13 protein-coding genes and 2 pseudogenes are annotated in these 15,135 nt (G+C 69.8%); 12 read left to right on the top strand and 3 right to left on the bottom strand.

Going from position 1 to position 15,135, the window contains the following annotated elements; all coding sequences use genetic code 11:
• The first annotated feature begins 182 nt into the window (after positions 1 to 182).
• Positions 183 to 1,742, top strand: coding sequence for a ricin-type beta-trefoil lectin domain protein (locus ACF1BE_RS29165; protein WP_392202007.1), 1,560 nt, complete (start codon positions 183 to 185; stop codon positions 1,740 to 1,742).
• Between the two features lie 36 nt (positions 1,743 to 1,778).
• Here the strand turns inward: ACF1BE_RS29165 and ACF1BE_RS29160 are convergent.
• A pseudogene (locus ACF1BE_RS29160) lies at positions 1,779 to 2,006 on the bottom strand (alpha/beta fold hydrolase); the annotation flags it as partial.
• A 190-nt stretch (positions 2,007 to 2,196) separates the two neighbouring features.
• On the opposite strand from ACF1BE_RS29160, the gene ACF1BE_RS29155 reads away from it, so the two are divergent.
• The 7 genes from ACF1BE_RS29155 (at position 2,197) to ACF1BE_RS29125 (ending at position 10,034) form a co-directional block, all read left to right on the top strand.
• A complete protein-coding gene (locus ACF1BE_RS29155) occupies positions 2,197 to 2,934 on the top strand; it encodes a flavodoxin family protein (RefSeq protein WP_392201986.1) in 738 nt (245 codons plus the stop codon).
• Between the two features lie 871 nt (positions 2,935 to 3,805).
• A complete protein-coding gene (locus tag ACF1BE_RS29150) occupies positions 3,806 to 4,567 on the top strand; it encodes a DeoR/GlpR family DNA-binding transcription regulator (protein ID WP_392201985.1) in 762 nt (253 codons plus the stop codon).
• Between the two features lie 156 nt (positions 4,568 to 4,723).
• The gene (locus tag ACF1BE_RS29145) at positions 4,724 to 6,088 is read left to right on the top strand and encodes an ABC transporter substrate-binding protein (RefSeq protein WP_392201984.1); all 1,365 of its coding nucleotides are present in this window, start codon (positions 4,724 to 4,726) and stop codon (positions 6,086 to 6,088) included.
• A gap of 97 nt (positions 6,089 to 6,185) precedes the next feature.
• Positions 6,186 to 7,145 carry a carbohydrate ABC transporter permease gene (locus ACF1BE_RS29140; RefSeq protein WP_392201983.1) on the top strand — a complete coding sequence of 320 codons (960 nt, stop codon included), beginning with the start codon at positions 6,186 to 6,188 and terminating at the stop codon, positions 7,143 to 7,145.
• On the top strand, positions 7,145 to 8,002 hold the full coding sequence (locus ACF1BE_RS29135; RefSeq protein WP_392201982.1) for a carbohydrate ABC transporter permease: 858 nt from the start codon (positions 7,145 to 7,147) through the stop codon (positions 8,000 to 8,002). Before ACF1BE_RS29140 ends, ACF1BE_RS29135 begins: the two co-directional genes overlap by 1 nt.
• Positions 7,999 to 8,988, top strand: a complete 990-nt coding sequence (locus ACF1BE_RS29130) for a zinc-dependent alcohol dehydrogenase family protein (protein WP_392201981.1) — start codon at positions 7,999 to 8,001, stop codon at positions 8,986 to 8,988. The genes ACF1BE_RS29135 and ACF1BE_RS29130 overlap by 4 nt, the downstream gene beginning before the upstream one ends.
• 119 nt (positions 8,989 to 9,107) lie before the next feature.
• Complete coding sequence (locus ACF1BE_RS29125; RefSeq protein ID WP_392201980.1) at positions 9,108 to 10,034, top strand: carbohydrate kinase; 927 nt, start codon at positions 9,108 to 9,110, stop codon at positions 10,032 to 10,034.
• Between the two features lie 770 nt (positions 10,035 to 10,804).
• On the opposite strand, the gene ACF1BE_RS29120 is transcribed toward ACF1BE_RS29125, so the two are convergent.
• Positions 10,805 to 11,566: a DeoR/GlpR family DNA-binding transcription regulator gene (locus ACF1BE_RS29120; protein ID WP_392201979.1), complete on the bottom strand. Its 762-nt coding sequence runs from the start codon at positions 11,564 to 11,566 to the stop codon at positions 10,805 to 10,807.
• A 69-nt stretch (positions 11,567 to 11,635) separates the two neighbouring features.
• Between ACF1BE_RS29120 and ACF1BE_RS29115 the strand changes: the two genes are divergently transcribed.
• Positions 11,636 to 12,862 (top strand): MFS transporter, encoded by a 1,227-nt coding sequence (locus ACF1BE_RS29115; RefSeq protein ID WP_392201978.1) that lies wholly within the window; start codon positions 11,636 to 11,638, stop codon positions 12,860 to 12,862.
• 292 nt (positions 12,863 to 13,154) lie between these two features.
• On the opposite strand, the pseudogene ACF1BE_RS29110 reads toward ACF1BE_RS29115, so the two are convergent.
• Positions 13,155 to 13,289, bottom strand: a pseudogene (locus tag ACF1BE_RS29110) (WhiB family transcriptional regulator); the annotation flags it as partial.
• Positions 13,290 to 13,306: 17 nt separating this feature from the next.
• Between ACF1BE_RS29110 and ACF1BE_RS29105 the strand changes: the two are divergent.
• The 3 genes from ACF1BE_RS29105 to ACF1BE_RS29095 all read left to right on the top strand — a co-directional run bounded on the left by ACF1BE_RS29105 (position 13,307) and on the right by ACF1BE_RS29095 (position 14,818).
• The gene (locus ACF1BE_RS29105) at positions 13,307 to 13,450 is read left to right on the top strand and encodes a hypothetical protein (RefSeq protein WP_392201977.1); all 144 of its coding nucleotides are present in this window, start codon (positions 13,307 to 13,309) and stop codon (positions 13,448 to 13,450) included.
• A complete protein-coding gene (locus ACF1BE_RS29100) occupies positions 13,413 to 14,015 on the top strand; it encodes a DUF6262 family protein (protein WP_392201976.1) in 603 nt (200 codons plus the stop codon). Before ACF1BE_RS29105 ends, ACF1BE_RS29100 begins: the two co-directional genes overlap by 38 nt.
• 482 nt (positions 14,016 to 14,497) lie before the next feature.
• Positions 14,498 to 14,818 carry a hypothetical protein gene (locus tag ACF1BE_RS29095; RefSeq protein WP_392201975.1) on the top strand — a complete coding sequence of 107 codons (321 nt, stop codon included), beginning with the start codon at positions 14,498 to 14,500 and terminating at the stop codon, positions 14,816 to 14,818.
• Positions 14,819 to 15,135 lie beyond the last annotated feature (317 nt).

Raw genomic sequence — 15,135 nt, 5'->3', positions numbered from 1 at the left:
TCCCGCAGCACATCGCGACCGCGCCGCCGTGCCTGAGCACCGGGTGCCGACCGGACACATCGTGTTACTCGCCCGAACCTCTTTCCTCACACTCCTCCTTCCAGCACTATGGGCAGCCCCAAACTGGCTGGTCCGTCAGGACCGGTCAAGCGGGTCGGCACAGGTGACGAGGAGGCGGATCGATAGTGCGGGCCGACGGAACCGGCGACGAGGCCGGTGGCAGCGGCGGCGAGTACAGCGGTGCCACCGACCAGCGGTTGACGGAGCTGCTGCGTGCCGACACGTCACGGGTGTATCCCGCTCTGCAGGAACTGCGCGCCCGGCACGGCGCGTCGGTGCTCGCATACGCCCGCCAGTGCGCTGCCGGCGAATCGTCGGCCCGGCAACTCGCGGCGCAGGCTTTCGCGTTAGCGGCCCGCGAGACCGCGCGCGGTACCGACCCGGGCGGCCCGCTGCGCCACAACCTGCTGCTGCTGGCTGCCCAGGTGGCCCAGACGTGGGCCGCGGACGAACGGGCCGGCGGACTCGACGCCGGGCTGCTGCTTGTCCTGAACACGGCCGGTTCCCGCGGCCCCGTGCCGCCCATGCTGGCGGCGTTCCGCACCTTGCCGTACCGGGCGCAGGGCCTCGTCTGGTACGGCCTCGTGGAGCAGGAGCCCGAGGACAGCACGGCCACGCTGCTCGGGCTCACCCCCCAGGACGTCTCCTACGGCACCGACTCCGCGCTCCAGACGCTGGCCCAGGCCTGTCTGCGGTCCCGTCTGGCCGCCTCCGACGAGCCCCGGTGCGTCGACTTCCGCAGGCTCATCGAGGAGTCGGTACGGCCTGACGGCCCCCGCACCAGCGTCCACCTGCAGAGCCACATGGCGCGTTGCGCCCACTGCACGGCCGCGTACGAGGAGCTGTGCAGCTTGCGGGACACCCCGCGCACGGCACTGGCCGAGGGTTTGCTGCCCTGGGCGGGCACGGCGTACGTGTCGCACGGTGGCACGGACGACGAACTCGTTACCAACGTCCGTGCGGTGAACGGCACTTGGCCGCCCTCACGGCGCGTCGTGTGGACGTCGGCGGCACTCGGCGTCGCTGTGGCACCACTGCTGGTCTTCCTGCTGTCCCAGGGCGGGCCGCCCGCCCCCGACAGGGCGGCCTCGACGGCGACCCCGGTCGGCCCGCCGCCGGTGACGGTCACGGCGACCGTCCCGGCCCCCACCCCGCCGGCCTCCCCGTCACCGTCTTCGCCGGCGACCGGCACATCCCCGTCGCCGCCCCGGACTTCGCCCCCGGCGCACAGGCCGCGCCCGACGCCCTCGCAAAGCCGCACCACGCCGGCCCACGTACCGCCGGGCAGCACATACGCCCAGGTGGTGAACGTCGCCTCGGGCCTGTGTCTGGACATCGGCGGCAACCTGGAGAAGCGCACGGACGTCGTCACGGCCGGCTGCACTTCCTCTCCGACCCAGCTGTGGCGGGTCGACTCCGAGCGGGGCGTGCTGCAGTCGTACGCCGACCCCGACTACTGCCTGGACAGCCGGGGCGCGGTGGACCGTGGCGTGGGCATCTGGGAGTGCGACTCGGTGGACGGCGACAACGGCCAGAACCTGATGTTCGCCGTCGACGCCCGCGGCGTCATCCGCCCGGCCATCGCCCCCGGCTACACCGTGACGGCGAGCGGGGACGGCTCGGTGTCTCTGATGCCGGAGGTGGGACGGGCGGACCAGCGGTGGCGGGCGGGTGCTTCCTGACGGGTCTGCCCCACGGGCGGAGGTGAGTTGTCCGCCCTATGCCCGCAGGAACGCCAGGATGTCCGGGTTGAGGATGTCCGGTCGGATCGACAACATGCCGTGCGGAAACCCGTCGTAGCTCTTCAGGGTGTCTTTCCTCACCAGCTCGGCCGTCAACGGAGCCGAATCCGGATACGGCACGATCTGGTCGTCGATGCCGTGTGCGACGAGCACCGGAACGTCGGTCTTCTTGAGGTCCTCGCTGAAGTCGGTCTCGGAGAACGCCTTGCTTTGATGACGGTTCGGCCACGGTTGCCCTGGGCGAGCAAGTCGGCATGAGGCGGGGCCAGTGGGGCTCGACGTACGTTCCACATTTGGAGGCGTTGCGGTGGCGACCGACACCGTCGACATCCAGGCTGGGCACAGTGGACGAGTCGCCGCGCACAGCGCGGCGGCAGGGCTCCGGGAGGACCGTGTGACTACTTCGTCGCCCGCTACCGACGCACCGCCGGCCCGGTACGACGACCTCCGTGCTCTGGTGTTCAACTGCACCTTGAAGCGCTCGCCGGAGACGAGCAACACCGAGGGGCTGATCGACCGGAGCACCGCCATCATGGACGCGCAGGGCGTGCAGGTCGACGTCGTACGGGCGGTGGACCACGACATCGCCACCGGTGTGTGGCCAGACATGAGGGAGCACGGCTGGGAGCGGGACGCCTGGCCCGACCTGTACCGGCAGGTCCTGGCGGCCGACATCCTCGTGCTGGCCGGCCCCATTTGGCTGGGCGACAACAGCTCCGTGACGAAGCAGGTGATCGAACGCCTCTACGCGTGCTCCAGCCTGCTCAACGAAGCCGGCCAGTACGCCTACTACGGCCGCGTCGGCGGCTGTCTGATCACCGGCAACGAGGACGGCGTCAAACACTGCGCCATGAACGTCCTCTACAGCCTCCAGCATCTGGGTTACACCATCCCGCCCCAGGCGGACGCCGGATGGATCGGCGAGGCCGGTCCCGGCCCCTCCTACCTCGATCCCGGCTCAGGCGGTCCGGAGAACGACTTCACCAACCGCAACACCACCTTCATGACCTGGAACCTGCTGCACCTGGCCCGGGCGCTGAAGGACCTGGGCGGCATCCCCGCCTACGGCAACCAGCGCACCGCCTGGGACGCCGGCTGCCGCCGCGACTACGAAAACCCCGAGCACCGGTAGCGAGATGCCGATGGCAAGTGGTGGTCGGCGGTCGGGTTCGGCTCCACGCAGTGGGCCGGCGCGCCGGGGGCCGGACGAGAGGCGCGCACCGGAGCGCTGAGGTGTGTGCGGGCCCGTGGGGCCGCTGCGATGGCGCGGTGGCGTCGGCGGCCGCCCGTACCCGTACGGGGGCGCAGCGCGTCAGCCAGATGCCCCCGCCCCCGGGCCGTTCCGGCCCGAGTTATGGCGCAGTCCGATCCGCGGGCCCTGGCTGACGTCGGTGTTCGGACCGGTCCTCCTGATGCGAACGATAGGCATCGGACACGAGCCTGCGACGTAGCTGCTCGTCAAGCTCGGCATCGTCCGGTCCCGGAGCCCAGGATCGGTGCTCTCTCGACAGGTGCCGCTGCCCCGACCGCCCACCCTCTTCGGAAGGCGTGGGAGCAGGGCCGTGCGCCCGTCTCGCCCCACCACGCGGCCGCCCGTCCCGCGCCGTGCAGGCGATCGAGGCACTTCCACTGCACAGCACGCATGATCCATGGACCGGCCCATCGGGCCGCGACGTCGATGCGTCCGACGTCATGCAGCGAACCGTTCAGACCTGCCGATCATGCCGCCCCGGCCTTTCCGGCCGGACACGAGCAGCCATGGGGTCGGTCACAGTCCCCTGTCCGCCCGAACCGGGCACTGCAGGCAGCCCACACGGGCAACGATGAATGGGGCAAACCGCACGACATCGCCGTGACCTGCAGATTCACATAGTCCCATCAGGCATCATCGGGCGTTTTCAGGCCCATTGTGGGCCACCTTGCGTCAAAAGTTGGTTGGTATAAATGTCCGGCAAGACCGGGCACACCGTGCCCGGACCGGAACGGAAGGCGAGGTGAGCGCGATGAACGCCGAAGAGCGTCAGAGCCGGATTCTCGCGCTCGCCCGTCACCAGGGACGGGTCGAGGTCACCACCACGGCCGTCGAGCTGGCTGTCGCGCCGGAGACCGTCCGCCGCGATCTCGGCGTGCTGGAACGCAGGGGCCTGCTCCGCCGCACCTACGGCGGCGCCTATCCCGTCGAGGGCGCGGGCTTCGAAACGGGCCTCCCCGAACGGGAGACCCTGCACGTCCCGGACAAGCGCCGTATTGCCGCTGAGGCCGTCAAGCTCCTCGGCGACGCGGAGACGGTATTCGTGGACGAGGGCTACACCCCCCAGCTCCTCGCCGCCCTCCTTCCCTGCAACCGGCCCCTGACCGTGGTCACCGCGTCACTGTCCACCGCAGCCGCGATCGTGGACTCCCCGCAGCTCAACGTGTTGCTCCTCGGAGGCCGCGTCCGGGCCCGGACGCTGGCAACAGTGGGCTCGTGGGCCTGCGCCATGCTCGAGCGATTCGTGATCGACCTGGCCTTCCTCGGGTCGAACGGCATCTCCCGGGAGCTCGGCCTGACCACCCCCGATCCGGTGGTGGCCGACGTCAAGGCCAAGGCGCTGGCCGTGTCGCGCCGACGTATCTTCATGGGTCACCACAGCAAGTTCGGCGCGAGCAGCTTCTGCCGCTTCGCCGAGGTGGACGACTTCGAGGCGATCGTCACCGACACCGGGCTCTCCAGCGCCGAAGCACACCGCTACTCACTGATGGGACCCAGAGTCCACCGGGTCTGACGAGCTCAACCCACTTCCTGTCGCCAGGGACGGATCCGCCGGAGCCGCGCTGACGGCACCTCCCTGCCTACACAGCCGAACACAACCGTCTGCCCGATCCCACATTTCTCCCTCCCCTTCGCTACCTGCACCCGATATTTCATGAAAGGGACGATCATGACTTCAAGAACCAGTGTTCTGCGGCGCGCTGCACCGCTCGGCGCGCTGGCCATGTGCGGCGCACTGCTCACAGCCTGTGCGGGCGCGGGTGGCTCCGGGGGCGGCTCCGGCTCGCACTCCATCAACGTGCTGATGGTGAACAACCCGCAGATGGCGGACCTGCAGAAGCTGACGGCGGCCAACTTCACGAAGGAGACCGGCATCAAGGTCAACTTCACGGTGCTGCCCGAGAACGACGTCCGCGACAAGATCACCCAGGACTTCTCCAGTCAGGCCGGCCAGTACGACGTGGCGACGATCAGCAACTACGAGACGCCGATCTACGCCAAGAACGGCTGGCTCGCCCCGCTGACCTCTTACGCGAAGAAGGACACCGCCTTCGATCAGAGCGACATCCTGCCCGCCATGCAGCAGTCCCTGACGGCGTCCGGCCAGATATACGCCGAGCCGTTCTACGGCGAGTCGTCCTTCCTGATGTACCGCAAGGACGTCTTCAAGGAGAAGGGGCTGACCATGCCGGCCAACCCCACCTGGCAGCAGGTGGCCGGGCTGGCCGCCAAGGCCGAGGGCGCCCGGTCCGGGATGAAGGGCATCTGCCTGCGCGGCCTGCCCGGGTGGGGCGAGGTGATGGCTCCGCTGACCACGGTGGTCAACACCATGGGCGGCACCTGGTTCGACAAGGACTGGAAGGCCCAGGTCGACAGCCCCGCCTTCACCAAGGCGACCAAGTTCTACGTCGATCTGGCGCGCGCGCACGGTGAGGCGGGCGCCCCGCAGTCCGGGTTCGCCGAGTGCCTCAACAACGTGGAGCAGGGCAAGGTCGCCATGTGGTACGACGCGACCTCCGCTGCCGGGTCGCTCGAAGCCGGCGGGTCGCCGGTGGCCGGAAAGATGGGCTATGCGCCCGCGCCGGTCGACCAGACCAAGAGCTCGGGCTGGCTCTACACCTGGGCCTGGGGCCTGCAGAAGGCGAGTAGCCACAAGTCCGACGCCTGGAAGTTCATCTCCTGGGCGTCCAGCAAGCAGTACGAGGAGCTGGTGGGCCAGAAGCTCGGCTGGTCCCGCGTCCCGGCAGGCAAGCGGGCCTCCACCTACACCAACCCGAAGTACGTCGCCGCGGCCTCGGCCTTCGCGGACGCCACCGCGAGCGCGCTGAAGGCCGCCGATCCCAGCAACCCGGGCGTGCAGCCGCGGCCCGCCCCCGGCATCCAGTTCGTCGGCATCCCCGAGTTCACCGACCTGGGCACGCAGGTCTCCCAGCAGATCAGCTCCGCCATCGCCGGCAAGACCAGCGTCGAGAAGGCACTGAAGACCAGCCAGGCACTCGCCGAGAAGGTCGCCGCCAAGTACGCGGACAAGTGACCCCCGTCCTGATCACTGTCTGATCCACCCGACGCTCACGGCCTCCCGGTCCCGCCCCCGCGGGACCGGGGCACCGGAGCCCAGCGGAGACGTATCGATGACCCTCACTCACTCGCTCACCAAGCGTGCCCGGGCGCAGACCGCCCACCCCACGGCACCCCGGCGACGATCACGCGGGGCGTGGGCCCGGCGGGCCCCGCTGCTCCCGGCCCTGGTCTTCATGATCGTGGTCACCCAGCTGCCGTTCGTCGGCACCGTGGTGATCTCTTTCATGCGCTGGAACGCCCTCGACCCGAGCAACAAGGCCTTCGCGGGACTGCAGAACTACACGGCCGCGGTGACCGACCCGCAGCTGCGCTCCTCCCTGCTGACGACCGTCACCCTGACGGCCACCGTCGTTCTGGTCAGCCTGGTACTGGGCCTGGGGCTGGCCCTGCTGCTGGACCGTCGGTTCCGCGGCCGCGGCCTGGTCCGCACCATGCTGATCACCCCGTTCCTCGTCGTGCCGGTGGCCTCCGCGCTGCTGTGGAAGCACGCCCTGTACAACGCCACATACGGGCTGATCAACGGTTCACTGACCTGGCTGTGGAGCCTGTTCGGCAGCGACAACGCGCCGCAGCCCGACTGGCTCTCGTCGATTCCGCTGATGTCCGTGGAGGCGTCGCTGATCTGGCAGTGGACGCCCTTCATGATGCTGATCCTGCTGGCCGGCCTCCAGAGCCGCCCCATGGACGCCGTCGAGGCGGCCCGGGTGGACGGCGCGACCACCTGGCAGGTCTTCCGCTACCTCACCTTCCCCCACCTGCGCCGCTATCTGGAGCTGGCCTCCCTGCTCGGCAGCATCTACGTGGTGCAGAACTTCGACGCCGTCTTCACCCTCACCGGCGGCGGCCTGGACACCGCCAACCTGCCCTACACCGTCTACGAGACCTTCTACCAGGCGCACGACTACGGACAGGCCTCCGCGGAGGGCGTCATCGTCGTCCTGTGCTCCCTCCTCGTCGGGAGCTTCGCCCTCAGGACCGTCTCGTCCCTGCTCCGAGAGGAGACCCGCTGATGGCCACCACCATCGACACTCCCGGGGGCATCACGGCGCGTCGCCGACGCGGCGCACTCGGCCTGCTGGCCTGGCTCTGCGGCATCGTGTTCTTCCTCCCGGTCGCCTGGATGGTCCTCACCTCCCTGCACAGCGAGCCCGACGCCGCGACCAACCCGCCGAGCATCGGGGCGCCGCTGACCCTCCAGGGCTACCGGGAGTTCTTCGGCGCGAGCACGGGCGTCTCCCCCTGGCCCCCGCTGATCAACTCCTTCTCCGCGAGCCTCATGTCGACGCTCCTGGTACTGGTGCTGTCCATCCCGGCCGCCTACGCGCTGTCCATCAAGCCCGTGCGCAAGTGGTCGGACGCGATGTTCTTCTTCCTGTCAACCAAGATGCTCCCCGCAGTGGCCGGACTGCTGCCCATCTACCTGATCGCCCAGAACACCGGCCTGCTCGACAACGTCGCTCTGCTGGTCATCCTCTACACCTCGATGAACCTGCCGATCGCGGTGTGGATGATGCGTTCCTTCCTCGCCGAGGTCCCCGTCGAGATCCTCGAGGCCGCCTCCATCGACGGCGCCGGACTGCCCACCGTCCTCGCCCGGATCGTCGCCCCGGTCGTCGCCCCCGGCATCGCCGCCACCTCGCTGATCTGCTTCATCTTCAGTTGGAACGAACTGCTCTTCGCCCGCGTGCTCACCGGCGTCGTGGCCGGCACCGCACCTGTGTTCCTCACCGGCTTCGTCACCAGCCAGGGCCTCTTCCTGGCCAAGGTGTGCGCCGCCGCCGTCTGCATCTCCCTGCCGGTTCTCATCGCCGGATTCGCCGCCCAGGACAAGCTGGTCCAGGGCCTGTCCCTTGGAGCAGTCAAGTGAAAGCTGCCGTCATCAGCTCGCCCGGCCAGGTCGGCGTCGAGACCGTCGACGACCCCACACCCGGCGCCGGGCAGGTGGTGATCGAGGTCTCCGCCTGCGGCCTGTGCGGCACCGATCTCCACATCCTGCAGGGCGAGTTCGCGCCCACCCTGCCCATCATTCCCGGGCACGAGTTCGCCGGCGAGATCGTCGCCTTGGGCGCCGGAGTACGCGACATCAAGGTCGGCGACCGGGTCGCCGTGGACCCCTCGCTGCACTGCCACGAGTGCCACTACTGCCGCATAGGACGCGGCAACCTGTGCGAACGCTTCAACGCCATCGGCGTCTCCGTCCCCGGTGGCGCCGCACAGTACACGGTCGCCCCGGCCGCCAACTGCGTCAGACTCCCCGACCACGTCCGCACCGAGGACGCCGCCCTCATCGAACCCCTGTCCTGCGCGGTCCGCGGCTACGACATCCTGCGTTCCACGCTCGCCAGCAACGTACTGATCTACGGCTCCGGCACCATGGGCCTGATGATGCTGGAACTCGCCAAGCGCACCGGCGCGGTCACCGTCGACATGGTGGACATCAACGAGGACCGGCTCGCCACCGCCCGCACACTCGGCTGCAGCAACGCCGTGACCACCGCCGACGAGATCGCGCGCCCACGCGGCTGGGACGTGGTCATCGACGCCACCGGCAACGCCCACGCCATCCAGGACGCCCTGGGCCGGGTCGGCAAGGGAGGCACCTACCTCCAGTTCGGCGTCGCCGACTACGCGACGAGGGCCACCATCGACCCGTACCGCATCTACAACCAGGAGATCACCATCACCGGCTCGATGGCGGTCCTGCACAGCTACGAGCGCGCCGCCGAACTGTTCGCCGCCGGAGTCCTCGACCCGGAGATCTTCATCAGCGACCGGCTGCCGCTGGCGGACTACGCCGAGGCCGTACGGCAGTTCCAGGCCGGCAAGGGCCGCAAGATCCAGGTGCTGCCGTGACCAGGAGCACCGAACGAGGACCAGATCGGCCCCGCACGGAGCCGGCGCCTGGGATCCTGGACGACATAGGGACCACAGCAGCCCCCGGGCTCCCGGCGCTCGTCATCGGCGAAGCCCTGGTGGACATCATCGTCGGCGCCAACGCCCTGCCTCGGTACCGCCCCGGTGGCAGCCCTGCCAATGTGGCACTTGGACTGGGCAGGCTCGGCCACCCGGTCCGACTCGCCACCCGCGTGGGAAACGACGACTTCGGCAGCCTCGTGCGAAAGCACCTGGAAGGCAGTGGTGTCGGCCTGGCACCGGGATCAGCGGTCGACGCCACCACCTCCACAGCGCTCGCCGTACTCGATGCCGCAGGCTCCGCGAACTACACTTTCGACATCACCTGGGCGCTGTCGGAGACGGTCGAGGAAGCATTGCGGGATGGGCCACCTGCGCACGTCCACACCGGATCCATCGCCACCGCCCTGAGTCCGGGAGCCGACCAGGTCTTCAGCATCCTGCACGCCTTGCGGACCTCAGCCACCGTCTCCTACGACCCCAACCTGAGGCCCGCACTGCTCCGGCCTGCGGAGCAAGAGCGTGAACGGGTGGAACAACTCGTCGTCATGAGTGACGTGGTGAAGGCGAGCGAAGAGGACCTCGCCTGGCTGCATCCGGACGAGAACCCCGACAAGACGGCGGCCCGCTGGGCACAAGGCGGCCCGGCGCTGGTCATCCTCACCCTGGGAGCGAACGGCGCTCGGGCTTGGTGGCGGCACGGCTGCCAGGACATAGCGCCTGTGCCCGTCCAGGTCATCGACACTGTCGGGGCGGGCGATGCCTTCATGGCGGGCCTGACCAGCCGACTGCTGCACGCCGGGCTGCTGGGGGGCGGCCTTGGAGCAGAGGCGGCGACGGCCCGCGCGGCACTGCGCGCGGCTACGGACACCGCCCGACTACCCCCGGTTCTCTCCGACGCGCTGGCGGTCGCCGCCCGAACGGCCGCTTTCACGTGCGCCCGCGAGGGAGCGGACCCACCCACAGCAGCGGAACTGGTGGTGTGAGCGGCCGAACCCGTGGCCAGACGAATTACGACTTCAGAGGGTTGAGTTCCAACTGGGCCGTTCCGCACAGAGGAACGGCCCTTGCTCATGCAGCGAACAATGCGTGCGGTGGCAGGCTCACGGACGTCGCCCCCGGCGTACGACCGCCTCGCGGGGTGGCCAACCGCGAATTCTGCATTGTGGCGGGCCCGGTCCGCCAGGACCAGTTCGCCGGGCCTGGAGGAGCGGGGCAGAGACCCACCAAGGTGACTCCCCGCCCGGTGCGGCAGCCGGCCAGCTCGGCATCCAGCACGAGATAGGTGCCCACCTCGATCAGGCAGGCCATCCGCACCTGAGGAAAGGCAACCGACTGGTCCTCAACCTTGCCCGGGACCGCATAGAGATCCAGCACGCGAGCGGGTGCGTCACCTGGTGCAGCTCGGTGAGCAGTACCGGCTACGTCCTCTTGGTGACGATGATCTGAGTGCCGTGCAGTTCATGGCACCCGACGGCAAGGAGTGCGCCGTGATCGCCCTACGCCGCTCACGCCGCTTCGGGCCGCCACGACCCAGCCCTCCGGCTGCGGGCGCTGGACCCTGCGGCCCGCTACCGCGACACCACGATGGTTGTGTTCACGAGTTCCGACAGCAGATGTTCACGAGTTTCGGCAGCACTGGCCTTGTCGGGCTGTTCGATTGCGCTGGTTGATGCGGCTGGTCCGGCCTGGGCTGCGCTTCGCTTCCCAGGTGAGTGGCTCGTCATCGACGCAGGATTGCGGCTCGGCGGTTTCGTCAGACAGCTTTGACGACGGTTCCGGATCCTTCGAGTGCGGTGACCTCATCGGCGGGCGCGGTGGTGTCGGTGACGAGGGTGTGCAGGAGCGTGGCGGGGCCGACGTGGGCGTAGGCGGTGCGGCCGAGTTTGCCGCCGTCCGTGGCGGCGACGATGCGGCGGGCTGAGGCGATGCCCGCCTTCTTCACCGCGGCGTCGTCGAGGTCGTAGGCGGTCAGACCCTCGGTAGCGCTCAGGCCGCAGCAGCCGATGACCGCGGTGTCGAAGCGCAGCGCGGCCAGGGAGGCGAGGGTGAGGGGGCCGGTCAGGGCTCCTTCGGCGGCGCGGGGCAGTCCGCCGGGCACCATCAGCGTGGCCTGGCCCGGGGGGGCGCTGAGGACGTGGATAGCCTGGAGGGACAGGGGCATCACGGTGACCGGCCGCTCGCGCAGGAGACGGGCGACCTCCAGGCAGGTGGTGCCGCTGTCCAGCAGGACGCTCTCGCCGTCGGCGATGAGCGAGGACACCTCGGCGGCGATCCGGCGCTTGGCGTCGACGGCCTCGCGGGCGCGCAGCGCGAAGGGCGGCTCCTCGCCCCGCAGCAGCAGGGTCCGCGCGCCGCCGCGGACGCGTTCGAGCACGCCCTGGCCGGCGAGTACGTCGAGGTCACGCCGGATGGTCATCTCGGATGCGCCGGTCAGCGCGACGAGGTCGTGGACGGTGACCTGGCCCGACTCCCTCACGGCCTGCGCGATCACGAAGTGACGGTCTGCGTTGCTCATACCCACGATTGAACACCCCCCATAACGAACATTCAAGATGGTTGAATACCGGTCTTTCGAACATCATGAATGTTCGTTACGGTGGACGGTGTGAACCCTTCGATTCGAGCCGCCCGCGCGGCGACCTTTGTCTACTTCGTCCTGGCCGGCACCCTGATGGGCACCTGGGTGGTGCACATCCCCGCCATCGAGACGCGGGCCGGCATCAGCCACGCCACCCTCGGGACCCTGCTGGTGCTGCTCGGGCTCGGAGCCTTCACCGGCATGCAGGTGGCCGGCCCCCTGACCGACCGCCTAGGACCACGCCTCGTGGTCCCCACCACCGGTGTCCTGGCCAGCGCCACCCTGGTCCTGCCCGGCCTGGCCCGCGACCCGTGGACGCTGGGAGGGGCCCTGCTGGCTTTCGGCTTCTGCAACGGATGCCTGGACGTGAGCATGAACGCCCACGCCGTCCACGTGGAGAAGGCCTACGGCCGGCCCGTCATGTCGGCCTTCCACGCCACCTTCTCCGTCGGCGGCGTCATCGCCGCACTCGCCGCGGCTGGCGCCGCCGGCGCCGGCATGAGCCCGGTCGCCACGCTAGGCGCCTCCACCGCGCTCGGCATCATGATCGCACTGGCCTTGGCCCGCGGCCTGCTGCCCGGCACACCCGCCACCGTCGCCCCCGCCCCTGCCGACCAGGCTCCAGCCGTCAGGCGGCCCGGCATCACCGGGCGGATCTGGATCCTGGCCGCGCTGGCGTTGACGACGATGCTGTGCGAGGGAGCCGCCAACGACTGGAGCACCCTGCACCTCAAGGACGTCCTCGGCGCCCCGGCAAGCACCGCCGCCTTCGGATACGGCACGTTCGCTGCGGCGATGACCACCGGTCGTCTCCTCGCGGACCGCGTCGCCGCGCGGTTCGGGTCGATGGCGGTCCTGCGCTACGGATCGGCCACGGCCGCCGTCGGGATCACGATCGCCGCCCTCGCCCCGTCGACATGGGCCGCGTTCGTGGGCTGGGCCCTGTTCGGCCTGGGCCTGTCGGGCTGCATCCCCCAGCTGTTCAGCGCCGCCGGCCACGCCGACCCCGCCGCGGCCGGCGCGAACGTCTCCCGGGTCGCCGGGCTCGGCTACCTCGGCATGCTCGCCGGACCCGCCGTCATCGGCTGGCTGACCCACCTCACCGCGCTGAACCACACGTTCCTGCTGCTCACCCTGCTCTGCGCCATCACCGCCATAGCCGCCGGCATCCTGCGCACCGGCTCCGGCGCCACGCCCGAGCCGGACCCCGAGCCGGCGTCCAGCAGCCACTGACCGCCAGCGCGGCACGACCCTGACACCGTGCCGCACCGGCACCCCGCCTACCCGCACCACCGACCAGGAAGCACCCCGCCTTCACCGCGCTCCGTCGGCGCTGCGGCCGCTGCCGCTTCTTCCTCGCCATCTGGGGTCTCCTCTGTGGCTTGAGTCTCCGTCATCAACTGCGCCGGGGCGCGGAAAGCACGTCAGGAGACAGTGGTGCGCCAGAAGCAGGAGCGTGAAGGCAAGCCGTCGGCGCTGGAAGGGGGCTCTGACCGTTGCCCCGACGATTCAGCTGGCCTCAGGCCTGCCGCAGAAGGCTGCGTCCGTCGCGTTCTGTCATCCCGCCCCAGATGCCGTGCTCGATACCGTGGTCCAGGGCATGAGCAAGGCACTCGGTGCGTACCGGGCAGCCGTTGCAGACCGCCTTCGCCCGGCTTTGGGTTACTGGAGGACGCCTTGGCGCTCGACCTGCGACGGCCCCAGGACTACTTCGAGCGCCTGTGGAACATCGGCTTCAAGGCCAGTGATCTCGCTGCCGCCGCTGACGACACGGCCGAGCACGATGACGAGGGCGACGCCGAGGAGAGGCGGTCGGCATGAGGCACCGGCCTCCCCGCCGCGCACGGCCGCCCGCGAACGCCGCGTCAAGGACATGCTCCAGCGGATCGAAGCCACCGTCGCCGAGTTGCGGCGCCGACACACCGCCGTCACCTTCCAGGCCGTCGCCCGCAAGGCGGGCGTCTCCCGTACCTTCCTCTACGAAAACCCCGAGGCCAGGAACCTGATCGAGACCGCACGGGAGCGGGGCGAAGGAGCCGGCCGACCAGAGCGGCATCACGGCAGCGAGGCCGAGACGGCCTGGCGTGAACGCGCGCTCAACGCCGAAGACGGGCTCAAGACCGCACACGCGGAGATCAGAAGACAGCGCTCCCGCATGGGTCAGTTGCTCGGTCAGATCCGCGACCTGGAGGCCCGCTGGTCGGACGAGTCGGTGACGCACCTGGTCGAGCAGAACGCGCAACTCAAGCAGCGAGTTCAACAACTGTCCCAGGACCAGCGGCAGATGGAGGAGCGACTGCAGGCGGCCCGGACGAACAACAGGTTCCAGGACCGCCGCATCGCCCAACTGGAAGCACAACTTCTGGAACACACCGGCGGCAGCTGAGCGGCCGTGCTCGCCTCGCTGATCGGAGCCGGGCTTCCAGCGCCTGGACGGAGACCGTCACGTCTCCGTCGAACAGAACGAGCCGCAGGCCGGGGCCTCCTACGGGGCCTGCTCTACACCCGGACGGCACGCGGCACGATCGCCGCGTGGGCCCCGGCCACCGGACGGCGGAAGCGGTCGCTGCCCCTGGACTCGGCGTCCAGCAGTACCCGCCCGTCTGGTACGACGGTCTGCTCTACCTCCAGGACGACCGCGGCACCGCCCTCGCGCTGCGCGCCGACACGGGGCCCGGGTGTGCACGGCGCCGCTCGCCGAGTACGCCTGGGCGCCGACCGTCGCGGATGCCACCGGGGTGTGGATCGGCTTCGACGGCATCGCCTGGCACCACCTCGCCCTCAAGACGGGTCATACATCGCCCACCACGGTGAGGTGCGGGCCCTCAACACGAGCAGTACCAAACGGCTTGGACCTACACCAGCAGCGTGCACGCGGCCACCGTGCGGCTGGTCGCGGGCGGCTACGTGTACGGCGACGGACGCCTCGTCGTGCTCGACGAGCGGACCGGCTCCGTGCTGTGGAGGTACCGGCATTACCCGGAGCCGCCGCCCATGTCGCCCAACCCCGCCGAGGAGGACTGGCGCGGCTCCGTCGTCCCCGGCATCGCGACGTCCAGGTCCCGCCTCTTCGTCCCTGCCGCCGACGGCACTGGTCGCCTTCGGCAAGGCGCAGACCGGAGAACGGACCCGCGGCCCGACACAGTGCCCACGCGCACGGTGCCGGGCCGCGCCCGTATGACCACGTGACAACCCGGAGGTCAGGAAGCCCGATCGCCGGGCCGATGTAGCGGTTGGCGTCGTCCTCCCACGTCGTCGCCCAGACCAGGTCGTACGGAAGTTAGAGCAGTGCGGTCCCGTGGTCGGTGTTGAGCACACGGGCAGGTCCTCGACGTCCTCCTCCAGCAGCGGGGGTGCTGAGCGATCCACCGCCGCTGGCTCGCCGATCATGCGCAGCGGGCCGTCGGTGGTCCGGGGGCGGTGTCGCAGCGGCGGCTGTTGCCGCTGTGGCCGGACCACCGCTCGTCGGGACCGCCGCCCGCCAGGCGCTACTTCCCGCGGTCGGA

Source organism: Streptomyces sp. NPDC014991 (assembly GCF_043080665.1).
Taxonomy (GTDB): Bacteria; Actinomycetota; Actinomycetes; order Streptomycetales; family Streptomycetaceae; genus Streptomyces.
This window is presented reverse-complemented; position numbering and strand designations above follow the sequence as displayed.